The organism is Mycobacterium sp. IDUB_37 (genome assembly GCF_055419245.1).
Map to the genome: position 1 here is coordinate 103,365 of NZ_JBVAXG010000010.1, position 24,832 is coordinate 128,196.

The 24,832-nt window shown below is 65.7% G+C and carries 14 protein-coding genes; 11 read left to right on the forward strand and 3 right to left on the reverse strand.

Going from position 1 to position 24,832, the window contains the following annotated elements:
* Positions 1 to 65: 65 nt before the first annotated feature.
* Positions 66 to 1,985 (reverse strand): spermine/spermidine synthase domain-containing protein, encoded by a 1,920-nt coding sequence (locus ACZY1I_RS26655; RefSeq protein ID WP_463759538.1) that lies wholly within the window; start codon positions 1,983 to 1,985, stop codon positions 66 to 68.
* 219 nt (positions 1,986 to 2,204) lie between these two features.
* Between ACZY1I_RS26655 and ACZY1I_RS26660 the strand changes: the two genes are divergently transcribed.
* A complete protein-coding gene (locus tag ACZY1I_RS26660; RefSeq protein WP_463759542.1) occupies positions 2,205 to 3,626 on the forward strand; it encodes a PP2C family protein-serine/threonine phosphatase in 1,422 nt (473 codons plus the stop codon).
* 6 nt (positions 3,627 to 3,632) lie between these two features.
* Here the strand turns inward: ACZY1I_RS26660 and ACZY1I_RS26665 are convergent, their stop codons facing one another.
* A complete protein-coding gene (locus tag ACZY1I_RS26665) occupies positions 3,633 to 5,267 on the reverse strand; it encodes an N-acetylmuramoyl-L-alanine amidase (protein WP_463759903.1) in 1,635 nt (544 codons plus the stop codon).
* 220 nt (positions 5,268 to 5,487) lie between these two features.
* Positions 5,488 to 6,489 carry a PirG gene (locus ACZY1I_RS26670; protein ID WP_463759544.1) on the reverse strand — a complete coding sequence of 334 codons (1,002 nt, stop codon included), beginning with the start codon at positions 6,487 to 6,489 and terminating at the stop codon, positions 5,488 to 5,490.
* Positions 6,490 to 6,832: 343 nt separating this feature from the next.
* Between ACZY1I_RS26670 and glf the strand changes: the two genes are divergently transcribed.
* The 10 genes from glf to pks13 all read left to right on the forward strand — a co-directional run bounded on the left by glf (position 6,833) and on the right by pks13 (position 24,825).
* Entirely contained in the window at positions 6,833 to 8,032 is a 1,200-nt protein-coding gene (gene glf / locus ACZY1I_RS26675) for a UDP-galactopyranose mutase (protein ID WP_463759547.1), read from the forward strand.
* A complete protein-coding gene (locus ACZY1I_RS26680) occupies positions 8,032 to 9,930 on the forward strand; it encodes a glycosyltransferase (RefSeq protein ID WP_463759550.1) in 1,899 nt (632 codons plus the stop codon). Before glf ends, ACZY1I_RS26680 begins: the two co-directional genes overlap by 1 nt.
* Positions 9,923 to 10,468 carry a phosphatase PAP2 family protein gene (locus tag ACZY1I_RS26685; RefSeq protein WP_463759554.1) on the forward strand — a complete coding sequence of 182 codons (546 nt, stop codon included), beginning with the start codon at positions 9,923 to 9,925 and terminating at the stop codon, positions 10,466 to 10,468. The genes ACZY1I_RS26680 and ACZY1I_RS26685 overlap by 8 nt, the downstream gene beginning before the upstream one ends.
* On the forward strand, positions 10,465 to 11,379 hold the full coding sequence (locus tag ACZY1I_RS26690; protein ID WP_463759556.1) for a decaprenyl-phosphate phosphoribosyltransferase: 915 nt from the start codon (positions 10,465 to 10,467) through the stop codon (positions 11,377 to 11,379). Before ACZY1I_RS26685 ends, ACZY1I_RS26690 begins: the two co-directional genes overlap by 4 nt.
* A complete protein-coding gene (gene aftB, locus ACZY1I_RS26695; protein WP_463759559.1) occupies positions 11,366 to 13,354 on the forward strand; it encodes a terminal beta-(1->2)-arabinofuranosyltransferase in 1,989 nt (662 codons plus the stop codon). The genes ACZY1I_RS26690 and aftB overlap by 14 nt, the downstream gene beginning before the upstream one ends.
* Positions 13,355 to 13,707: 353 nt before the next feature.
* Complete coding sequence (locus tag ACZY1I_RS26700) at positions 13,708 to 14,742, forward strand: esterase family protein (protein ID WP_463759562.1); 1,035 nt, start codon at positions 13,708 to 13,710, stop codon at positions 14,740 to 14,742.
* 275 nt (positions 14,743 to 15,017) lie between these two features.
* Positions 15,018 to 15,869: an alpha/beta hydrolase-fold protein gene (locus tag ACZY1I_RS26705; protein ID WP_463759905.1), complete on the forward strand. Its 852-nt coding sequence runs from the start codon at positions 15,018 to 15,020 to the stop codon at positions 15,867 to 15,869.
* 228 nt (positions 15,870 to 16,097) lie between these two features.
* The gene (gene culp6 / locus ACZY1I_RS26710) at positions 16,098 to 17,108 is read left to right on the forward strand and encodes a carboxylesterase Culp6 (RefSeq protein WP_463759565.1); all 1,011 of its coding nucleotides are present in this window, start codon (positions 16,098 to 16,100) and stop codon (positions 17,106 to 17,108) included.
* Positions 17,109 to 17,543: 435 nt separating this feature from the next.
* Complete coding sequence (gene fadD32 / locus ACZY1I_RS26715; protein ID WP_463759568.1) at positions 17,544 to 19,436, forward strand: long-chain-fatty-acid--AMP ligase FadD32; 1,893 nt, start codon at positions 17,544 to 17,546, stop codon at positions 19,434 to 19,436.
* A 28-nt stretch (positions 19,437 to 19,464) separates the two neighbouring features.
* Positions 19,465 to 24,825 carry a polyketide synthase Pks13 gene (pks13, locus tag ACZY1I_RS26720; protein ID WP_463759570.1) on the forward strand — a complete coding sequence of 1,787 codons (5,361 nt, stop codon included), beginning with the start codon at positions 19,465 to 19,467 and terminating at the stop codon, positions 24,823 to 24,825.
* Positions 24,826 to 24,832 lie beyond the last annotated feature (7 nt).

Here is a 24,832-nt window from a genome sequence, read left to right on the forward strand (position 1 = left end):
GCCGTTGGCCAATTTGGCGGCATATAATTCTATCGGAGGGGCGATATTATCAATGGTAAACGCCTTCACATAATCCGCAAAGTTTTTGGCGGGACCGTGCACGCCACCAATGAAGCGACATCGATGGTGTGCGGCCGGTACGCCAGCCCCGGTAACCGTGCGGCCATCATCGCCACCGGATCGCCGAGGACGGGACCCGAAAGGCCGCTCAGAAACGCCCACTCGTGCTCGTCGCTGCCGAAATAGACTACGGTGTCGAAGGTTTCGTGGAACCGGCGCCATGACCAACGCAGGGTCTCATTGCGCCATAGTGTCTGGCAGCCGGCCTGGTCGACGACCACCTGGCCGATCTCGCGGCATCGCTGCAGAAAGCCGAGGTCGTACAAGCGGTTGTGTTGAGCCGGCTCGGAGCGTTCGTCGGGGAGGTCGACCACCACGATGTCGTATGACTCGATTGACTGGTGCACGAAGTCCCAGCCGTCGCGGTAATGCACGGTGATCGGGCCGATTCCCGCTTCGGCCCTGCGCAATTCGTCGATCGTGTAGCCGTAGGGCAGGTGTTCTGCACACAGCCGTACCGCTTCGCGGTCGATATCGACGTGATCGACATGCGTGGCCCCGGCGGCTACTGCCAGTTGGCTCACCACGCCCTCGCCTGAGCCGATCACGAGCACCCGATTGATCTTCTCGGCGAGCAGCATTGCCGGTACCAGCAGTGCCTCGTGATAGACGAGCTGACTGAACTCGGTGCTTTGTCGTTCGTCGTCGCTGAACAATGCGATGCCTTGCTCGGTACGGCCGATCACCAAATGTTGATACTCGGTGTGCACTTCGCAGATGACCTTGGACATATTCCAATGTCTGGTCAGGCCCGGCGCCAACGGCTCGGCAATTGTCCGTCCGGTTTCGACCTCAGACGCGAAAGATGTTGGCAACGGATGAAACCCATTGAAGTCCACCGATGCATAACTGGCGGTATACGCGCCGGAATCCTCGATCTGCACGCGATCGCCGGGACACAGTGTGACCGGAAGTGGATAGCTTTGATAGAGCACATCGTCCCCGTCGCAGGTCGGACCCGCGAGCACGGCATCCGCGGTGGGGTCACCACCACGCGACGTCCTCAGCCGGTACCGGATGTACTCGTTCTCGGTTTCCGCAAGGCCGCCGTACCGTCCGATATCGAGGTATACCCAGCGCCGGCCGTCGGTGCCCGTTCGGACCGAGACCACTTCGGATTCGATGGTTCCAGCCGACCCGACGATGACGCGGCCCGGCTCCGCTACGAGTTGCGGTGTCTGAGAACCGAAATGACGTACCACGGCCGCGGCGATGATGTCAGCAATGGTTGCCAGTGCCGGCGCGCCCGCCACATAGGGAAGAGGGAATCCGCCGCCGACGTTGAGGGTCGAGATGCCGCCTACCGCGTTGAATACTTCTGCTGCACAACGGATGCCGAGATCCCATGCGCTGGGGTCGAGTTGCTGGGAGCCGACGTGAAAGCAGACACCTTGGGCCTGAAGTCCGAGTTGCCGGGCACGGTTGAGTAAGCCCGCGGCCGCATCAGGGGTACAGCCGAACTTGTGCCCGAACGGCGTCACCGACGACGGAAATGCCGGTGCTATACGACATTCCACGCCCGAACCAGGGGCGTGCTCGGCGATCGCGACCAGATCGTGTTCGGTGTCGAAGGCGAAGCGGCGAACCCCACGGGCGAACGCCTGAGCGACCGCCGACGGCTTCTTGACGGTGTTCCCGAACGCCAGAAGCGCGCTGTCGATGCCGGCAGCCACGCAGGTGTCGACTTCTCCGACCGATGCGACATCGAATGTGGCGCCCTCGGTCGCGAGCAGGCTCAGGATCGGTGCTGCCGGATTTGCTTTGACGGCGTAGCGAATCTGCGCGTCCGGCAGGGCGGACTGTAGGGAACGGTAGTTCTCCTGCACCCGGCCGAGATCGATACTCAGGTAGGGCGTGTCGGGCACATTGGCAGGGTAGCGGCCAACTAGGTGTCGACCTACGTGGCCAGGATTGTGCTGGTCGCGCGGGCTACCTGCGTTCGTTGCGCAGTATTCAGTTCGCGGTCATAATTTTAGGAGTGCATGTCGGGCATGCCGTGGTGATGAGGTTTCAGGCATTCGACACAGGAATCAACGATCATTTCTGACCTTCCCCGCTCCGGCGACGCTGCGGAGTCTGCGCGGATGCAAGCCGTGGAGCGCTTTCGCGTTCTTGCTGCACCTGCTGACCCGGTCTTCCAGCGGCTCGCAAGGCTGGCCGCCTGGACCTTGAAGGCGCCGATGGCCGTCGTGTCGATCGTCGATTCCGACCGAGTCTGGTTCGCCGGTGCGTGCGGGCTGGACGCTGGGTTGCGCTACGTGGCGCGCGACCAAGGCTTGTGCGTAGTGCTCATTGAGGGCGTTGTTGACCACGTGGTGGTCGAGGACGCGTTGACCGACCCTCATACCATCGACAACCGGTTGATCAGCGAGTATGGGATCCGGTTCTATGCCGGCGCTCCGATCGTGGACTTGGGCGGGCACCGGTTGGGTGCCGTAGTGGTGATGGATACTGAGCCGCGCACCGCGTCCGGCGAGCAACTCGCTGCTCTCGACGACTTCGCTGCTCTGGTGATCGAACAGCTGGGATTGCGGTTGTCAGTGGTGGACTCACCGCGGGTGGAGCGACGATTGCGGGTGGCCGCCGAGTTCGCCCTTGATGACGCCCGCTCGGATCGGGACGCCGCCCGCCGCGACCTCGACATGGCTCGGCAGGCGCGCGACGATGCCCGTCTCGACGGCCTCGAAGCACGCCAAGACCGCGACCTTGCCCGTTCTGATCGTGACGATGCGGTGCGGGATCGTGACATCGTCGAGCGGGAACGAGATTCAGTCGAGGCCTATGCGGCGGTCCTGCAAAAGACCTTATTGCCGCCGTCGCTGCCCGCCATCGACGGATTGACCCTCGCGGCGAGCTATCACCCGGCATCCTCGCGTCGGGTCGGCGGGGATTTCTACGACGTGTTCGGTCTGGGCGAGAATCGGTGGGCATTCTTTATCGGCGATGTCGAAGGCCATGGCGCGGACGCCGCGGTGGTGACGTCGCTGATTCGGTATACGTTGCGTTCGGCCGCGCTGCATCATCGCGATCCCGTGCAGGCACTGGTGGAGTTGAATTCGGTGATGTTGCGTGAGGCGGTCCCGCGCCGGATGTGCACGGTTTTGTTGGGAACGATTCAGCCGTCGGGGGACCACGACGGTTTCTGGGTGACTATTGCCACCGGTGGCCATCCGCCGGCGCTGCTCGTGGACGCCGTGAGCGGGACCGTTGCCCCGGTTCGCTCCAGCGGCGGAATGCTGGTGGGCGTAGTACCGGATGCAACATTTGATGCCTGCAGCGTGCGCCTGCGCCTGGGTCAGAGTCTTCTTTTCTATACCGATGGTCTCGTTGAGGCGCGTCGCGGCGCCAAGCCGTTTGACGACGACAGTCTGACCGCCTTCGTCGCCGAGCGGGCAGAGTTGGCCCCCGGCGCCCTGATCGACGAACTTGCCACGTTGATTCCGAAGCTCGATCCCGACGATGACGTCGCGGTGCTGAGCATCGGCGCCGACCGGCGGGGGATGTAGTTCGCGTCAGTTCGGCGGGTGCGACGGCAGCGAGAAGTGTTCGGCGGGGACGTTCGGGCCGCTCGGCGGTTCCGTCGAAAGCGGAGTGGTGATGCCGTCGAGGACGACGTTGATATTGCCGGTGAGCCGCTCGAAGTTCAGCGTCCCGTGTTGGAAGTTCTGCGTGACCTGCAACGGCTCTTGGATTTCCGCGCTGGTCGGCAGCCCTAACGGACCGCGCTCGTAGCTTTGCGCTGCCCACGCGTCGTAGATGGCGCCGGTGACCGGTTGGGGTCCGGTCGCAGGAGAGTAGTACATCGCGCCCTTCGCGAAGGTCGCGTACCGAGCCCCGCCCTCGGCGTCCAGCTCCGGTGAGGTCGGCGCGCCCAGCACGCTGGTCATGCCGCCGATCTCCTGCCAGTGCTGGTAGATCGCGCCGCCCTCCAGCGCCTTGATCAGTTCCTCGGGCGGGTCCATGAAATGTGCGGCGATGTCGCGGATCTCGTCCATCAGTGCGTATGCGGCGTTACCCGGGCAGTCGGTGTTGCCGACGTCGCGGTGAGTGAAGATGGTCGGCAGCTTGGCGATCGCGCCGCCCGGATAGACGGTGTAGGAGCTACCGGCCGACTCCAGTTCCACGGTGCCCTTCGGGTCGACCTCGTCCAGGCCGAGCCGCCAGCCCAGCAGGCGGCCAACCGTGCGAATCTGGATCGGAGTCGGCGGCACGTCGTCGAAGTTGCCGAGCATCGCCACGCCCCAGGTTTCCCGGTTGAATCCACCGGTGTGGAAACCCTGGACCGGCTTGGTGAGCCCGCCAGCGCTGCCTTCGAACACCTGGCCGTACTTGTCGACCAGCGCGTTGTAGGCAATGTCGCACCAGCCCAGCGTTTTGCTGTGATACGTGTAGATCGCCTTGACGATGCCGGCTGACTCCAGCGGTGAGTAGTCGTTGCTACCGGCGGTGTGGTGCACCACGCCTGCCCGCACAGACCGGCCGTACTCGGGGCTCCCACACCGAAGCGACTCGTCGGCGCCCCACTGCGCACGGCTGATGATGGCCGGTGCCTGACCCGCCATGGTGACGCCGACGGGCGGATTCCAATGCGTTTCCGGCGCCAGCGGCGGCGAGATGAGTACGGCCGAAATGTTCTGTCCGAAAGGCTGTTCCTTGGTGGCCGGCCGGTAGCCGAGGCCGCCTTTCTCCGACGGGGCCGGTGCCGGCGGTGCCTCAGTCACCGGCGCGTCGGTCGGTCGGGTGACGGCGATCTGCACGGTCGTCGTGGTGCCGACGAACACCGGGTCGGTTCCGCGCGGTGCCCCGCTTGTCTCGCCGACCCGGCCGGGGTCAGGCGCGGCGGTTTCATATTCGGTCTGATACCAGGGACCCCACGATCCATCGGGGCGTTTGGCGCGCACCCGGGCGGACGTGCCGACCAGATCTCCGGTCAGCGCTACCAGTGAAAAAGGGGTGTCCTGGCTGAGTTCCCGAATGGTGACCCCGCCGCCGAGCCCGACCAGGGGCTGTTCGGCGAGTTTGGTGTCGCGAGGCGTCGGAGTCGGACTGCTGCCGGTGGGGAGGCACACCAGGACCCACGAGACGATGACCACCGTCGCTAAGACGGCGGTGAGCATCATCGTGGGCGCACGGCGGCGGGACACCAGGCCGATGTTACGTGTGTGTCTAATGTTTCTTATGTGGCGACACGGGCTAAGCGGCCCGAAACCTGTCGACGACACCGCAGAGGATTTGTGTCTGGATGAGGTGACGTGACCCAGTCCAGTGCGACTCTGCGGTGTCGTCAGGTGACAGGCTTATCGGCCTAGTCGCGATCGCAAGCTCGGCGTAGCCGGGCGCAGCGGGTCGCGACCATCGAACATTGAATTAGACGGGCGGCAGCGCTGCTGCGGCTACCCCGGGCAGGGAAGGCACGGCCGCGGCCGCCGCCCCCGGAAGGGCTGTCGCCGCGCCGGCTGCCGCACCGGGCACGGCTGCTGCCGCGCCCGGAAGTGCTGCTGCCGCACCGGGTAGTGCTGCCGCGGCACCGGGAAGTGCGCCGGCGGCACCGGGAAGAGCGCCGGCAACGCCGGGTAGTGCGCCGGCCGCGCCGGGCAATGCACCAGCCGCTGCACCGCCTTGAACCTGTTGCATGATCGCCGGCATTATCAGGCCTTTGAGCAGGTCGATGGCCTGAGTGGCGCCCAACTGGTTCGCCATTTGCATGACGTCGCTGACCAGTCCGCCGCTGCCGCCGCCACTGCCGCCGCCGACCGGCGACAGGCCGGTGCCGCCGCCGAGGCCGGACGTGTCCCCAAGGATCGGATAGGTGCCGTCGGCACCCGGGTCCAGTCCGACCGGCGCCGAAATCGGAACCTCGCCGGCGCCGGTGGCCGGGCTGAGCGCTGACGGGCTGGTGAGGCCCGGCGCTACCCCGGTCGGGCTGGTGAGGCCGGGATTGGCCAGCGCGGGGTTGACGCCCGCGCCCGCCGGGGATGTCAAGGTGGTGCCCGGCAACGCGAGCGAGCCGGGAGTGGTCGGCGTCAGAGCAGTCGCGGGACTCAGACCGGCGCCGCCCAGGCCTGGGCTGGCCAACCCTGGGGTACCGAGGCCGGTCGTCCCGAGGCCTGAGGTGGCAGCGCCAGTGCCGCCGAGGGAGGGTACCGGCGGGATGTTGACCCCGAACTGCGACAGCCCTTGCGACAAGGCGGAAATCAACTCGTTCGGCAGGTCGGTGACGCTGGCTGCCCGCTTGAACTCGTGATGTTCCGTCGGCTTGATGTCGGCGGTCGACTCGTAGACGAGAAAGTATGCGCACGGACTTGCGACTGCCAGGGCGGCGACCGCGCTCATGGCTTTCGAAAGCTTGCGTCGGCGACGATTCGGCACGGAAGTCTCCTCAAATGTGGACAACTCAAAACTGGGTCGAGATTCGTACGAGGGGCATGAAGCCCACATGACTGATGGTACGAGTGAGACTGATGTGACTAGAGTGGCGAGATCGAATTGTGAGGTGAGTGGTTCGAAGGTGTGACGTTCGACCGAACAATCGGCCCCGGCGGGCCCCACTCACGGTCATCTCGAACGGTCCAAAAGACCACTACACGGCCCCAGCCGGGACTCTTGTCAGACCACGGAACGACCTTTCCCGGTCTGGCACTTGGGAAAAGCCTGCCTTGTGCGACCCGCCAAATCGGGTTTTGCTGGCAAGGTCGGATACCCTAGGCAACCGATGACTTCTCCTTCCGGTCGTTATGACCTCTATGTCGTCGGCTCCGGATTTTTCGGCCTGACGATTGCCGAGCGCGTGGCCACCCAACTCGACAAGCGGGTTCTTGTTGTCGAGCGGCGCCCGCACATCGGCGGTAACGCCTATTCCGAAGCCGAACCGGAAACCGGCATCGAGGTGCACAAGTACGGCGCGCACCTCTTTCACACCTCCAATAAGAAGGTGTGGGACTACGTCCGCCAGTTCACCGAGTTCACCGGCTACCAGCACCGGGTGTACGCGATGTACAACGGGCAGTCCTACCAGTTCCCGATGGGGCTGGGCCTGGTGTCGCAGTTCTTCGGCAAGTACTTCACCCCGGAGGAAGCGCGCCAGCTGATCGCCGAACAGGCTGCCGAGATCGACACCGCAGACGCGAAGAACCTTGAGGAGAAGGCGATCTCGCTGATCGGCCGCCCACTGTACGAGGCGTTCGTGAAGGGCTACACCGCCAAGCAGTGGCAGACCGATCCCGCGGAGCTGCCGGCCGCGGTGATCAACCGGCTGCCGGTGCGCTACAACTTCGACAACCGGTACTTCAACGACACCTATGAAGGCCTGCCGGTGGATGGTTACACCGCGTGGCTGCAGAACATGGCTGCCGACGACCGCATCGAGGTCAGGCTCGACACAGACTGGTTCGAGGTTCGCGACGAACTGAGCGCCCTCAACCCGGACGCTCCCGTCGTGTACACCGGGCCGCTGGACCGCTACTTCGACTACGCGGAGGGTCGGCTGGGTTGGCGCACCCTGGACTTCGAGCTGGAAGTGCTGCCGGTCGGCGACTTTCAGGGCACACCGGTGATGAACTACAACGACTTCGACGTGCCCTACACCCGCATTCACGAGTTCCGTCATTTCCATACCGAGCGTGACTACCCGACCGACAAAACGGTGATCATGCGCGAGTACTCGCGCTTCGCCAAAGATGAAGACGAGCCCTACTATCCGATCAATACCGACGCCGACCGCGCCCTGTTGGCTGCCTATCGGGCCAGGGCGAAGTCCGAGACTGCGGCAGCCAAGGTGCTGTTCGGCGGACGCTTGGGCACCTACCAATATCTGGATATGCATATGGCCATTGCCAGCGCTTTGAGCATGTACGACAACGTCCTCGCCCCGCACCTGCGTGATGGGGCCGCGCTCACTGAAGGGGCCAGCTGATGACCGCCGTGAGCCTGCTGTACCGGATCATCCTGCCGCGCCCGGGCGAACCCCTCGATGTGCGCAAGCTGTACCTGGAGGAGTCGACCACCAACGCGCGGCGTGCCCACGCGAGCAGTCGGACGTCGCTGCAGATCGGCGCGGAGTCCGAGGTGTCGTTCGCGACGTACTTCAACGCGTTCCCGGCCAGCTACTGGCGGCGCTGGTCCATCTGCAGCTCGGTAGTGCTGCGGGTCGAGCTCACCGGAACCGGCCGCGTGGACCTCTACCGCACCAAGGCCACTGGGGCCCGGATCTACATCGAAGGGCACCCGTTCGCCGGCACCGAAGAGAGCCCGGCAGTCCTCGAGGTCGAGGTCCCGCTCAAGCCGTTCGAAGACGGCGGCTGGATATGGTTCGACATCACCACCGATACCAAGGTCAGCCTGCTCAGTGGGGGTTGGTATGCCGACGTTCCGGCGCCGGGGACGGCGAACATCGCGGTAGGCATTCCGACGTTCAACCGGCCGTCCGACTGTGCCAACGCGTTGCTTGATCTCACCGCCGATCCGTTGGTGGACGCGGTCGTGAGCGCCGTGATCGTGCCCGACCAGGGCACCCGTAAGGTCCGTGACCACCCGGATTTCCCGGCGGCCGCGGAACGACTGGGCAATCGCCTATCCATCCACGACCAGCCCAACCTCGGCGGCTCCGGAGGCTACAGCCGGGTGATGTACGAGGCGCTGAAAAACACCGACTGCCAACAAATCCTGTTCATGGACGACGACATCCGCCTCGAGCCGGACTCGATCCTGCGGGTGCTGGCGATGAGCCGGTTCGCCAAGACCCCGATGTTGGTGGGCGGCCAGATGCTCAACCTTCAGGAGCCGTCGCACCTGCACATCATGGGCGAGGTGGTCAACCAGGCGAACTTCATGTGGACCGCCGCCCCGCACGCCGAGTACGACCACGACTTCGCCGAGTACCCGCTCAACGACAGCGAGGACAAGAGCAAACTGCTGCACCGGCGCATCGACGTCAACTACAACGGCTGGTGGACGTGCATGATCCCGCGTCAGGTCGCTGAGGAGCTGGGTCAACCGCTGCCGCTGTTCATCAAGTGGGACGACGCAGACTACGGACTGCGTGCTGCCGAGCACGGCTACCCGACGGTCACGCTGCCCGGTGCGGCGATCTGGCACATGGCCTGGAGCGACAAAGACGACGCTATCGACTGGCAGGCCTACTTCCATCTGCGCAACCGACTGGTGGTTGCGGCGATGCACTGGGACGGCGATGTCACCGGGCTGGTCCGCAGCCACCTGAAGGCGACCCTGAAACACCTTGCCTGCCTGGAATATTCAACGGTCGCAATCCAGAACAGGGCGATCGACGACTTCCTCGCCGGCCCGGAGCACATCTTCTCCATCCTGGAATCGGCACTGCCGGAAGTGCATCGGCTGCGCAGGGAATATCCGGATGCGGTGGTCTTGCCGGCCGCCAGCGAGCTACCCCCGCCGGCTCACCAGAGCAAGGCGATGAAGCCGCCGGTGAACCCGTTGACGATCGGCTACCGACTGGCCCGCGGGATCGTGCACAACCTCAAAGTCGCCGACCCGACCGCCCACGAGCGTCCCGAGTTCAACGTGGCGACGCAGGATGCGCGTTGGTTCCGGCTCTGCACGGTCGACGGCGTCACCGTCACCACGGCCGATGGTTGCGGCGTGGTGTACCGGCAGCGCGACCGCGCCAAGATGTTCTCGTTGCTGTTCCAGTCGCTGCGTCGGCAGCGTCAGTTGACCCGCCGTTTCGACCAGATGCGCCGGGCCTACCGCGACGCCTTGCCCGTGCTGTCCAGCAAACAGAAGTGGGAGATGGTGTTGCTGCCTGGTCCCAACCAAGAGTCGGCGCATGGCTGAAGTCCTTTCCCCAGCGGAACCGCCGCACGGCGAAGTCGCCATGATGGTTGCCGTCCAGTCGGCGTTGGCGCAACGCCCCGGGGTGCTGCCCACCACTCGCGCAATGTCGCACTTTGGTGAGCACAGCATCGGCTGGCTGGTCGTAGCGCTGCTCGGGGCGATCCTGTCGCCGAGCAGGAGGCGCGACTGGGTATTGGCCGGCGCCGGCACTTTCGCGGCACACGCCGCAGCCGTCGTGGTCAAGCGGATAGTCAGGCGCAAGCGGCCGCATCATCCTGCCGTTGCGGTCAATGTCGGCACCCCGAGCCAGCTCAGCTTCCCGTCGGCGCACTCCACGTCGACGACGGCTGCGGCGATCCTGCTGGGCCGGGCCGGCGGGCTGCCCGCCGGTGTCCTGCCCGCGGTGCTGGTGCCGCCGATGGCGTTGTCGAGAATATTGCTGGGTGTGCACTACCCCAGTGACGTTGCCGCCGGCGTCGCGCTCGGCGCAGGGGTTGCTGCATTAGCCGTCCGGGTGGACAAGAGGTGGGTGCGATGAGCGAGGACACCGCAGAGGTGACTGGATCTCCGAAGAACATTGTGACCGGGGTGATCAAGGCGATGCGCCCACGTCAGTGGGTGAAGAACGTGCTCGTGCTGGCCGCGCCATTGGCGGCGGCGGGACGCGGCGGCCGCTACGACCTCTTCGATCTCGCAGGCAAGGTTTCGATCGCCTTCGTGGTGTTCAGCCTGGCGGCCTCGGCGGTGTATCTGGTCAACGACGCGCGCGACGTCGAGGCTGACCGGGAACACCCCACCAAGAGGTTCCGGCCGATCGCCGCCGGCGTGGTGCCCGAATCGCTGGCCTACTCACTGGCGGTGGTGCTGGCCGCGGTATCGCTGGGCCTCTCCTTCTGGCTGACGCCCAACCTGGCCGTCGTGATGGCGGTCTACCTGGTCATGCAGATGGGCTATTGCTTCGGCCTCAAGCACCAAGCTGTCATCGACATCTGCATCGTGTCGTCGGCGTATCTGATTCGTGCCATCGCGGGCGGCGCGGCCACCGATATCCCACTGTCCCAGTGGTTCCTGTTGACGGCCGCCTTCGGATCGCTGTTCATGGTGGCCGGCAAGCGCTACGCCGAGTTGCAACTGTCCGAACGAACCGGCGCGGCGATCCGCAAATCGCTGGAGAGCTACACCAACAGCTACCTGCGATTCGTCTGGACGTTGTCGGCCGCCGCAGTGGTCATGTGCTACGGACTGTGGGCATTCGAGCGCGACCGCTACTCGGGATCCTGGTTCGCGGTATCGATGATTCCGTTCACCATCGCGATCCTGCGCTACGCCGTGGACGTCGACGGTGGTCTGGCCGGCGAGCCGGAGGACATCGCGCTGCGCGACCGCGTGCTGCAACTGCTGGCACTGGCGTGGATCGCATCAGTTGGTGCCGCCGTTGCCTTCGGCTAGTCAACGACTCAAAGCCCTGCAAGTCGCTGCCCTGCAAGCTCGGGCCCGCCGGCCGGCGGCCCGCCGGGTCAAGTGGCCCGTTTTTCCGTACCAGATCGTGGTCCGGATCAGCCTGTGGATCAGCGTGGTGGTGGTTGCCGTGCTGTTCGGTTGGGGCGCTTGGCAACGGCGCTGGATTGCTGACGACGGTCTGATCGTGCTGCGCACGGTGCGGAATCTGTTGGCCGGTAACGGCCCGGTCTTCAATGCCGGCGAGCGGGTCGAGGCCAACACCTCGACCGCCTGGACATATTTGCTCTACGTCGGCAGTTGGTTGGGCGGGCCACTACGGCTGGAGTACGTGGCGCTGGCTACCGCGCTGATCCTGTCGGTGCTGGGCGTGGTGCTGCTCATGTTGGGCACCGGCCGGTTGTACGCGCCCAGCCTGCGCGGCCGTCGGGCAATCATGCTCCCGGCCGGGGCTCTGGCGTACATCGCGGTACCGCCGGCGCGTGATTTCGCCACTTCCGGGCTGGAAGCCGGGCTGGTGCTGGCCTATCTGGGGCTGCTGTGGTGGATGATGGTTTGTTGGGGGCAGCCGCTGCGGGTCCGCGCGCAGAGCCGCTTGTTCATCTGCGCGCTCGCCTTCGTCGCTGGATGCAGCGTGCTGGTGCGGCCCGAGTTGGCGCTGATCGGCGGCGCGGCATTGATCATGATGCTGATCGCGGCGCGAAGTTGGCGGCGTCGGGCACTGATTGTGGCGGTCGGCGGAATCCTGCCGGTCGCTTACCAGATCTTCCGGATGGGCTACTACGGGCTGCTAGTGCCGGGGACCGCGTTGGCCAAAGACGCCGCCGGGGACAAGTGGGAACAGGGCTTCACCTATCTGGCCAACTTCAACGGGCCGTACTCGCTGTGGATACCGGTCATCGTGCTGGTGCTGCTGGGCGTCGTGGTGACGGCCTCCCGACGGCGTCCGTCGTTCATGCGTCCCACCCTCGCGACCGACTACGGCCGGGTGGCCCGGGCGGTGCAAAGCCCCGCCGCGGTGGTGACTTTTATGGTCGTCAGCGGGTTGTTGCAGGCGTTGTACTGGATCCGGCAAGGTGGCGACTTCATGCACGGCCGGGTGCTGCTCGCGCCGCTGTTCTGTTTGCTGGCTCCCGTTGCCGTGGTGCCGGTGGTGATCCCCGATGGCAAGGATTTCTCGCGGCGGACCGGGTACTGGCTGGCCGGAGCCATCAGCGTGCTGTGGCTGGGCGTCGCCGGCTGGTCGCTGTGGGCAGCAAACTCACCGGGGATGGGCGACGACGCCACCCACGTCAGCTACGCGGGCATCGTGGACGAACGGCGCTTCTACGCACAGGCGACCGGTCGAGCGCACCCGCTGACGGCGGCCGATTACCTCGACTATCCGCGGATGGCCGCGGTGCTGGTGGCGCTCAACAACACTCCGGACGGCGCCTTGCTGCTGCCGTCGGGCAACTACACGCAGTGGGATCTGGTGCCGATGATCCCGGCGGGCAGTGCCCCGGGCATTCCGGCCAACCAGAAGCCGCAACACGCAGTGTTCTTCACCAACCTGGGCATGCTGGGCATGAACGTGGGGCTCGATGTCCGGGTGATCGACCAGATCGGGCTGGCCAACCCACTCGCCGCACACACCGAGCGGTTGAAGCACGGCCGCATCGGACACGACAAGAACCTGTTCCCGGACTGGGTGGTGGCCGACGGACCGTGGGTCAAGTGGCCGCCGGGCATCCCGGCCTACCTCGATCAACAGTGGGTAGCCGAGGCCGAGGCAGCCTTGAAGTGCCCGGCCACGCAATCGGTGCTCAACTCGGTGCGCGCACCCATGAGCGTGCGCCGGTTCGTGTCCAACGTGCTGCATGCCTACGAATTCACTCAATACCGGATTGACCGGGTTCCGCTTTATGAACTCGTCAAATGCGGTCTCGAGGTGCCGCGGGTGCCACCCACTCCGCCGCATGAATAAGTGATGGCTCACAATTTTTTTAGCTTTCTCTCAAGACTGCTCGACACGGTCTTCGGCTTGCCGACCGATATGGCCAGCAACGTCGTATTTGCGCTCAACCAGCGCGCACCGTGCGGTGGGCACATTTCGAGACGCCGTTTTCGAATCGGATTACACGTTTGAAAGTCGCGTCAGACCGCCGCCGAAAGACGCCACGACCGACGGGCTGGAGGAGAGCTGGAGCCTCAAGGTGTGGTTGACTACACGAGCACTGCAGCGCCGCGTGCGTGCAGTCTGACCCAGTTCGGGACGCGACCCCCAAGCATCGTGATGCGTAAGGGCGCGCCCACAAGGATGAGGATGAGGAAGCAAGGATGAAGCTTGTTGACAGGTTTCGTGGCGCCGTAACCGGTACGCCACGCCGACTCATGGTGGGTGCCGTCGGCGCGGCCCTGCTGTCGGGTCTGGTGGGCTTCGTCGGCGGTTCGGCGACCGCGAGTGCGTTCTCGCGTCCCGGTCTGCCGGTGGAATACCTGCAGGTGCCGTCGGCCGCGATGGGCCGCAACATCAAGGTCCAGTTCCAGAGCGGTGGAGCCAACTCGCCGGCGCTGTACCTGCTCGATGGCATGCGCGCCCAGGAAGACTACAGCGGCTGGGACATCAACACCCCGGTTTTCGAGTGGTACCTGCAGTCGGGCATCTCCGTGGTCATGCCGGTCGGCGGCCAGTCCAGCTTCTACAGCGACTGGTACAACCCGGCTTGCGGTAAGGCCGGTTGCACCACGTACAAGTGGGAGACCTTCCTGACCAGCGAGCTGCCTGCCTACCTGGCGAGCAGCAAGAGCGTCAAGGCGACCGGCAGCGCTGCCGTCGGTCTGTCGATGGCCGGCTCGTCGGCTCTGATCCTGGCCGCGTACCACCCGGACCAGTTCATCTACGCCGGCTCGCTGTCGGCGCTGCTCGACCCCTCGCAGGCCATGGGCCCGTCGCTGATCGGTCTCGCCATGGGTGACGCCGGTGGTTACAAGAAGGACGACATGTGGGGCCCGGTCGAAGGCGGGGCTTGGCAGCGTAACGACCCGACTCTGCAGGTCGGCAAGCTGGTTGCCAACAACACCCGCCTCTGGGTTTACTGCGGCGACGGCAAGCCGTCGGACCTCGGTGGCAACAACCTGCCCGCGAAGTTCCTGGAAGGCTTTGTGCGGACCAGCAACCTGAAGTTCCAGGAGGCGTACAACGGCGCTGGTGGCCACAACGCCATCTTCAACTTCGACGCCAACGGCACGCACGACTGGCCGTACTGGGGCGCTCAGGTCCAGGCGATGAAGGGTGACCTGCAGTCGACCCTGGGTGCGACCCCCGGTGCCGGTCCGGCCACCGCGGCAACCGCCCCGACCCCGGGCACCTAAACCGTTGTCTGAACCCTTCGGGGTTTGAGAACAAATCAAAACTGACGGCGGCGACCCACCCGGGTCGCCGCCGTTAGTTATTGGCACGTTAGCTCCGCTATACCCCGTCGATACCGGGTGTGGTTAGCTACCTTGCGGGTTGTGCCTTGCCGCGCACCCACCACGAGCTGAACGCAGAACGCTGCAATACACGATGGAGGGTGGACATGAGGGGTCTGTCGGTGCTGCTACGGCTGCTCTGCGTAGCCGTGATCGCTGTCGCATTCGGTGGGGCGATGACCGGAGCACGTATTGGCCCCATGGGCCCCGCAGGTACGGCGCAGGCGGCCCCCTACGAGACGCTGATGGTGCCATCGGGCGCGATGGGCCGCGACATTCCGGTGGCCTTCCTCGCCGGCGGGCCGCACGCGGTGTACCTGCTGGACGCCGCCGACGCGAACCCCGACGTGAGCAACTGGGTCACCGCGGGCAACGCGTTCGGCACGCTGGCCGGAAAGGGCATCTCGGTGGTGGCGCCGGCCGGTGGCGCATTCAGCATGTACACCAACTGGGAGCAGGACGGCAGCAAGCAGTGGGACACGTTCCTGTCTAGCGAGCTGCCTGACTGGCTGGCTGCCAACAAGGGCCTGGCTCCCGGCGGACACGGCGTCGTCGGCGCCTCGCAGGGCGGTTATGGCGCGATGGCGCTGGCTGCGTTCCACCCGGACCGCTTCGGCTTCGCCGGTTCGTTGTCGGGCTTCCTGTACCCGTCGGAGACCTTCACCAATGGCGCGATCCTGGCCGGGCTGCAGCAGTTCGGTGGCGTGGACGGCAACGGCATGTGGGGAGCCCCACAGTTGGGTCGCTGGAAGTGGCACGACCCGTGGGTGCACGAGGCCTTGCTGGCCCAGAACAACACCCGCGTCTGGGTCTGGAGCCCGACCACCGGGGCGGCCAGCAATCCCGCTGCCATGATGGGCGCCGGCGAGGCGGCGATGGGTACCAGCCGGACCTTTTACCAGCATTACCGCGAGGTTGGCGGGCACAACGGGCACTTCGACTTCCCCGGTGGCGGCGACAACGGCTGGGGTTCGTGGGCCGGACAGCTCGGCGCCATGTCAGGTGACATCGTCGGCGCGATTCGCTGATCGACCATTGATCTAGCTGGCCGGCGCCGCGTCAAACGGTGCCGGTTCAGGACGGATGGCTCCGCGCAACGAGCCGGTACCGTGTAGGCAGTGCAGCAGAGCGGTACAACCGCATCATGCCTGCGCCGGTGAGTTTAGGGCGCGACGGTGCGCTTACCTTGCACCACTCGCCCAGCCCATTGCCCGGGGCCTTTCCGGGCCCCTACCGGACTTCGTTAGCAGGAGAACATGGCCAATACCGCCCGGCGCAAACGCCGCCGACTGCTCGCCTGGGCAGCGGCGGCCTCGATGGCTCTGGTTGTGGCCTTGGTCATCGTGGCCGGGGTCATGTTGTTGCGGCACCACGACGTGCCGCCCAGCGCGGTGCCCCCGGGCGTGCTGCCTCCATCGCCCACCACGTCCCATCCGAGCCATCCGCGTCCTGCCTCGCAGGACGCTTCCTGCCCCGATGTGCAGCTGATCTCCATTCCCGGTACCTGGGAGTCCTCCCTGACCGACGACCCGCTGAACCCAGTTCAGTTTCCGCGGGCCTTGCTGCTCAACGTGACCGCACCGATCGCTCAGCAGTTCCCTGCGGGCCGGGTGCAGACGTACACCGTGCCCTACACGGCGCAGTTCCGGAATCCGATGTCCGCCGACAACCAGATGACGTACAACGACAGCCGCGCCGAAGGTACCCGCGCGACGGTCAAGGCCCTGACCGACATGAACACCAGGTGCCCGTTGACCAGTTACGTGATCGTCGGCTTCTCGCAAGGCGCGGTGATCGGCGGTGACGTCGCCAGTGACATTGGTAACGGCCTCGGTCCCGTCGACGAGGATCTGGTCCTCGGTACCACGTTGATCGCCGACGGGCGCCGCCAGGACGGGGTGGGCAACAACGTGCCCCCCACGCCGCCAGGTGTGGGAGCCGAGATCACCCTGCACGAGGTGCCGATCCTGTCCGGGCTGGGGTTGACCATGACCGGCGCGCGACCGGGCGGCTTCGGTGCGCTCGACACCCGGACCAACGAGATCTGCGCCGAGGGCGACTTGATCTGTGCCGCCCCGAAAGAGGCATTCAGCCCCGCCAACCTCCCGGCCACCATGAATACGCTGGCCGGAGGCGCTGGTCAGCCCATCCACGCGATGTACGCCACTACCGACTTCTGGAATTCCGACGGACTGTCCGCCACGCAGTGGACGTTGAATTGGGCGAAAGCCGTCCTGGACAAGGCGCCGCACCCGAAGCACAGCTGACACCAGACTTGCGATCGGCCCGCGTCTGGCCTTGCAGGCCGTTCAGTCACAGCTTGGCCACGATCCGGTCTCAGTAGCCGCCCCACTGGAGCGGGAGCAGTCGACACAGCCCCTCTCGATGGGGCAGCGGACGCGCCCAGGCGTACCTTGTGATTTGGTCTGCCGCCATCCGGCCCTTAACATTAAGAGAAAATTAAGAGCATGTGGTTGACCCGGCTGGGTCAAAGTCGGCAATGACGAGCGCCCGCGTGAGTGGAAGCTGGTTGGGGCCGGGCCGCGCGTAGATCTTTAGTCGGCTGGATCGTCAGTAGCCGACCCGGTGGCGCAGGTCATCGGATAGGTGAGTACCCGTCGGTTCAGGCCGGCAAAACAGAGCTCGCCGGCTCGGAGAGATCAGGGTCGGCAACTAAAGAGTTTGTGACAGGAGAGGGCGGAATGGCCTACCACAACCCGTTCATCGTGAACGGAAAGATCAAGTTCCCCAAGAACACCAACTTGGTCCGCCACGTCGAAAAGTGGGCCAAGGTTCGCGGCGACAAACTGGCCTACCGCTTCCTGGACTACTCCACCGAACGCGACGGCGTGGAGCGCGACATCTCGTACTCGGACTTCAGCTCCCGCAACCGCGCCGTCGGAGCACGCCTGCAGCAGGTCACCCAGCCGGGCGACCGGATTGCCATCCTGTGCCCGCAGAACCTGGACTACCTGGTTTCCTTCTTCGGCGCGCTGTACTCGGGCCGGATCGCGGTGCCGCTGTTCGACCCTGGCGAGCCGGGTCACGTCGGTCGCCTGCATGCGGTGCTCGACGACTGCACTCCGTCCACGATCCTCACCACCTCGGACTCCGCCGAGGGAGTGCGCAAGTTCATCCGCGCCCGTTCGGCCAAAGAACGTCCCCGGGTGATCGCCGTCGACGCGGTGCCGACCGAAGTCGCCTCCACCTGGGTGGAACCCGACGCCGACGAGACCACCACGGCCTACCTGCAGTACACCTCCGGCTCGACCCGTACTCCGACCGGTGTGCAGATCACCCATCTCAACCTGCCCACAAATGTGCTTCAGGTACTCAATGCGTTGGAGGGCAACGAAGGTGACCGCGGCGTCAGTTGGCTGCCGTTCTTCCACGACATGGGCCTGATTACCGCCCTGTGCGCCCCGGTGTTGGGCCAGAGCTTCACGTTCATGACGCCGGCCGCGTTCGTGCGCCGGCCCGGCCGGTGGATCCGCGAGCTGGCTCGCAAGCCCGGAGAGACCACGCAAGGCACCATTTCGGCCGCCCCTAACTTCGCGTTCGAGCACGCCGCCGTTCGCGGTCTGCCTCGCGACGACGAGCCGCCACTGGACCTGAGCAACGTCAAGGGGATCCTCAACGGCAGCGAGCCGGTCTCGCCGGCGTCCATGCGCAAGTTCTATGAGGCGTTCGCGCCTTACGGTTTCCGGATGTCCTCCATCAAGCCCTCCTACGGCTTGGCAGAGGCGACGCTGTTCGTGTCGACCACTCCGATGGATGAGGAACCGAAAATCATTCACGTCGACCGCGACGAGCTGAACAAGCAGCACTTCGTCGAGGTGGCCGCGGACGCGCCGAACGCCGTCCCGCAGGTCTCCGCCGGCAAGATCGGCGTCGATGAGTGGGCGGTCATCGTCGACGTCGACACCGCCAGCGAACTGCCGGACGGACAGATCGGCGAGATCTGGTTGCACGGCAAAAACCTGGGCGTCGGCTACTGGGATAAGGAACAGGAGACCGTCGACACCTTCAAGAACATCCTCAAATCCCGCGTATCGGAGTCACACGCCGAAGGCGCCCCTGACGACGGCACCTGGGTGCGCACGGGTGACTACGGCACCTACCACAACGGGCACCTCTACATCGCGGGCCGAATCAAGGATCTCGTCATCATCGACGGGCGTAACCACTACCCGCAGGACCTCGAGACCACCGCACAGGAGGCCACCAAGGCGCTGCGGATCGGCTACGTCGCCGCGTTCTCGGTATCGGCGAACGAGTTGCCGCAGAAGGTATTCGACGACCCGCACGCCGGCCTGAAGTACGAGTCCGACGACAGCTCCGAGCAACTTGTGATCGTCGGTGAGCGGGCGGCGGGTGCGCACAAGCTCGAATATCAGCCGATCGCCGACGACATCCGGGCGGCCATCGCCGTCGGGCACGGGGTGACCGTGCGCGACGTGCTGCTGGTGCCGGCCGGCACTATTCCGCGAACTTCGAGTGGCAAGATCGGCCGCCGCGCCTGCCGCACGGCCTACCTCGACGGCAGCCTGCGCAGCGGCGTCGGCTCCCCGTCGACCTTCGCCACGTCCGACTGACGTCGGATCCAACACGATCAAGGTAGCCATGGCTGACACAGAAGACGCTCAGGAGAACTCGCCCGCCAAGAAGACCGAGCTTACGGTCCCCGAGATGCGCAAATGGTTGCGCGAATGGGTGGGCAATGCCATCGGGAAGTCGCCTGATTCGATCGACGAGTCGGTGCCGATGGTGGAGCTGGGCCTGGCGTCGCGTGACGCCGTGGCCATGGCCGCCGACATCGAAGACATGACCGGTGTCACGCTCTCGGTGGCGGTCGCGTTCCAGCACCCCACAATCGAGTCGCTGGCGACGCGGATCGTCGAGGGCGAGCCTGAACGGCCCGAGGACGACGACGCCGATGCCGCCGACTGGACCCGCAATGGTCCCGCCGAGCGCGTCGACATCGCGATCGTCGGCCTGGCGACCCGCCTGCCCGGCGACATGAATTCCCCGGATGAGACCTGGGCGGCGCTGATGGAAGGCCGCGACGCGATCACCGACCTCCCCGAAGGCCGCTGGTCAGAGTTCCTCGAGGAGCCCCGCCTGGCCGAGCGCATCGGACAGGCGCGCACCCGCGGCGGCTACCTGAAGGACATCAAGGGCTTCGACTCCGAGTTCTTCGCGGTCGCCAAGACCGAAGCCGACAACATCGACCCGCAGCAGCGGATGGCGTTGGAGCTGACCTGGGAGGCGCTCGAGCACGCCCGTATTCCGGCGTCGAGCCTGCGTGGCGAGTCCGTCGGCGTGTACGTCGGGGTCACCAACAACGACTACGGATTCCTGGCCATTTCGGACCCGACCGTCGCGCACCCCTACGCGATCACCGGTAACTCCGGTGCGGTCGTCGCCAACCGGGTTTCCTATTTCTTTGACTTCCGTGGACCGTCCGTCATGGTCGACACCGCGTGCTCGAGTTCGTTGGTGGCCATGCACCAAGCGGTGCAGGCGCTGCGTAACGGCGAGGCCGACGTAGCGATCGCCGGCGGGGTTAATGCCCTGGTCACCCCAGCTGTGACGCTTGGTTTCGACGAGATCGGTGCCGTGCTGGCACCGGACGGCAAGATCAAGTCGTTCTCTGCCGACGCCGACGGCTACACCCGCTCCGAGGGTGCCGGCATGCTGGTGCTCAAGCGGGTGGACGACGCCCGTCGCGACGGCGACCAGATTCTGGCTGTTATCGCCGGTAGCGCGATCAACCACGACGGCCGCTCCAACGGCCTGATCGCTCCCAACCAGGACGCCCAGGCCGATGTGTTGCGCCGGGCCTACAAGGACGCCGGCATCGATCCGCGCACCGTCGACTACATCGAGGCGCACGGCACCGGCACCATCCTGGGCGACCCCATCGAGGCAGAGGCACTGGGACGCGTCATCGGCAAGGGCCGTGCGGCGGATCGTCCCGCGCTGCTGGGTGCCATCAAGACCAACATCGGCCACCTGGAGTCGGCCGCCGGCGTGGCCAGCATGGCCAAGGTGGTGCTGGCGCTGCACCACGACAAGTTGCCGCCCTCGATCAACTTCGCCGGGCCCAGCCCCTACATCGACTTCGACGCAATGCGGCTGAAGTTCGTCGACACCGCGACCGACTGGCCGCGTTACGGCGGCTATGCACTGGCCGGGGTATCCAGCTTCGGCTTCGGCGGCGCCAACGCGCACCTGGTGGTGCGCGAGGTCCTGCCGCGTGACGTGATCGTGCGTGAGCCGGAACCGGAGACGGTTCCCCAAGCTCCGTCGGTGTCGTCCGGTGGCGGCCTGATCGAGGGTGAAGGCCACTCGCTGCGCTTCGACGACTTCGGCAACATCATCACCGACGATGTACAGGCTGCCGATGAGCCTGAGTACGAGTTGCCGGGCGTCACCGATGAGGCGCTGGCCCTCAAAGCCGCCGCGTTGGAAGAGCTTGCCGCAGAAGGACTCCCGGACCCCGTGTATCCGTTGGTGATTTCGGCGTTCCTGACCTCACGCAAGAAGGCCGCGGCCGCTGAACTCGCGGACTGGTTGGAAAGCCCCGAAGGCCAGGAGTCATCCCTGGAGTCGATCGGCCGCGCACTGTCGCGGCGCAACCACGGCCGGTCGCGCGCGGTGGTGCTAGCCCACAACCATGAAGAAGCCATCAAGGGCATGCGCGCTGTCGCCGAGGGCAAGCAGAAGCCCAACGTCTTCAGTGTCGACGGTCCGGTGACCAACGGTCCGGTGTGGGCCATGGCCGGTTTCGGTGCCCAGCACCGCAAGATGGCGAAGAGCCTGTACCTGCGTAATGAGGTCTTCGCGCAGTGGATCGAGAAGGTCGACTCGCTGATTCAGGACGAGCGCGGTTACTCAGTGCTCGAGCTGATCCTGGACGACTCGCACGACTACGGCATCGAGACCAGCAACGTCACCATCTTTGCGATCCAGATCGCGCTGGGTGAGCTGCTCAAGCACCACGGCGCAAGGCCTACCGCGGTGGTGGGCCAGTCGCTGGGCGAGCCCGCATCGGCGTATTTCGCGGGCGGGCTGTCGCTCGAGGACGCGACCCGGGTGATCTGTTCGCGCTCGCACCTGATGGGTGAAGGCGAGGCGATGCTGTTCGGCGAGTACATCCGGTTCATGGCGATCGTCGAGTACTCCGCCGACGAACTCAAGACGGTGTTCGCGGACTTCCCGGGTCTCGAGGTGTGCGTCTACGCCGCGCCCAGCCAGACCGTCATCGGCGGGCCGCCCGACCAGATCGACGCGATCGTCGCCCGGGCTGAATCCGAGGGCAAGTTCGCCCGCAAGCTTCAGACCAAGGGTGCCGGCCACACCTCGCAGATGGACCCGCTGCTCGGGGAGTTCTCCGCGGAGTTGCAGGGCATCAAGGCGAAGACCCCTTCGATCGGCATCTTCTCCACGGTGAATGAGGGCAGCTTCGTCAAGCCCGGTGGCGAGCCCCTCCACGACGTCGACTACTGGATCAAGGGCATGCGCCACTCGGTGTACTTCACCCACGGCATCCGCAACGCCGTGGACAGCGGTTTCACCACCTTCCTGGAGCTGGCTCCCAACCCGGTCGCGCTGATGCAGATCGGTCTGACCACAGCGGCGGCCGGCCTGCATGACGCCCAGTTGATCGCGACCCTGGCGCGTAAGCAGGACGAGGTCGAGTCGATGGTGTCGACGATGGCCCAGCTCTATGTGCATGGCCACGCTCTGGACGTACGCACGCTGTACAGCCCGGCAGGTGGTCCGCAGGATTACGCGAACATCCCACCGACCCGGTTCAAGCGCAAGGAACACTGGCTGGACGCGCACTTCGCCGGCGACAACTCGGTGCTGATGCCGGGTAACCACGTCGCACTGCCGGACGGCCGGCACGTGTGGGAGTACACGCCGCGGGAGGTCACGCCGGACCTGGCTGCCTTGGTGCGTTCCGCCGCAGCGGCGGTGCTGCCGGACGCCCAACTGACGGCTTCGGAAAAGCGCGCGGTGCCGAGCCAAGGCGCCCGGTTGGTGACGACGTTGACGCGTCACCCCGGTGGTGCGTCGGTTCAGGTGCATGCGCGGATCGACGAGTCGTTTACGCTGGTCTATGACGCGCTGGTGGCGCGCAGCGGTTCCGTTGCGGTGTTGCCCGTTGCGGTCGGGGCCGGCACGGCGATCGCGGGAGGCGAGGCCGGCAGCCCGGCCATCGCCGAAGCTGCCGTCGAGGACGAAGCTGAGACGCTGACCGACACCCTGACCAACCGCTACCTGCCGTCTACCGTCGGTAGATGGTCGGCGGAGTCCGGTGAAACGATCGCCGAGCGGTTGGGCACCATCGTGGCGGCGGCCATGGGCTACGAGCCCGAGGACCTGCCGTGGGAAGTGCCGCTGATCGAGCTCGGCCTGGACTCGCTGATGGCGGTACGGATCAAGAACCGGGTCGAGTACGACTTCGACCTGCCGCCGATCCAGCTGACCGCTGTCCGGGACGCCAATCTCTATGCGGTCGAGAAGCTGATCGAATACGCGATCGAGCACCGCGAAGAGGTCGAGCAATTGCACGACTTCCAGAAGACGCAGACGGCCGAGGACATCGCGCGGGCGCAGGCCGAATTGCTGAGCGGGGCTAAGCCGTCAGCGGTGACCGCGCCGGCACCGGATGCGGAACCGGACCAAAAGGCCGAGCCGGAGCCGGAGACGGTTCCGGAGGCGACCACTGCGCCGCCACCGTCGGACGTGCCGATTCCGCCGCCGCCGACCAACCCGGCTGGACCTTCGGGCTCCAACGGCAACTCCAACGGCGAGGCTGACAAGCCGAATCTCGCCGGTGCTGCCGAGGCGCTCAACTCCGAGGCCGTCGCCAAGGCGCTGAACTCCGACGTGCCGCCGCGTGATGCGGCCGAGCGGGTCACGTTCGCCACCTGGGCGATCGTCACCGGCAAGTCCGCGGGTGGCATCTTCAACCGGCTGCCCAAGCTGGACGAGGAGAAGGCCGCCAAGATGGCGACGCGCCTTTCCGAGCGCGCCGAAGGTCCGATCACCGTCGACGACGTGCTGAGCTCGGAGAACATCGAGGCGCTGGCAGACAAGGTGCGCGGCTATCTGGAGGCCGGCGTGGTCGACGGGTTCGTCCGCACCCTGCGGCCGCGGCCGGAAGGCAGTACCCGGCCGCCGGTGTTCGTGTTCCACCCGGCTGGTGGATCGACCGTCGTGTACGAGCCGCTGCTCAACCGGCTGCCGGCCGACACCCCGATGTTCGGTCTCGACCGTGTCGAGGGCTCGATCGAGGAGCGTGCCGCGCAATACGTCCCGAAGCTGATCGAACTGCAGGGCGACGGGCCCTACATCCTGGCCGGCTGGTCGCTGGGCGGGGTGCTGGCCTACGCGTGCGCGATCGGGCTGAAGCGGCTGGGCAAGGATGTCCGGTGGGTCGGCCTGATTGACGCCGTCCGCGCCGGCGAGGAGATCCCGCAGACCAAGGAAGAGGTCCGCAAGCGCTGGGACCGCTACGCCAAGTTCGCCGAGAAGACGTTCAACGTCACCATTCCGGCGATCCCGTACGAGCAGCTCGAGGAGCTCGACGACGAGGGCCAGATTCGGTTCGTCCTCGACGCCGTCGGCCAGAGCGGTGTGCAGATCCCGGCCGGGATCATCGAGCACCAGCGCACGTCGTACCTGGACAACCGCGCGATCGACACCGCTGAGATCCATCCATTCGATGGGCATGTCACCCTCTACATGGCCGATCGCTACCATGACGACGCGATCATGTTCGAGCCGCGGTACGCGGTCCGCAAGCCGGACGGCGGCTGGGGTGAGTTCGTTGCCGACCTCGAGGTCGTGCCGATCGGTGGCGAGCACATCCAGGCCATCGACGAGCCGATCATCGCCAAGGTGGGCGAGCACATGACCGGAGCCCTGAACGACATCGAGGCGCAACGATCGAGTGAGGTAGGCAAGTAGTGACGGA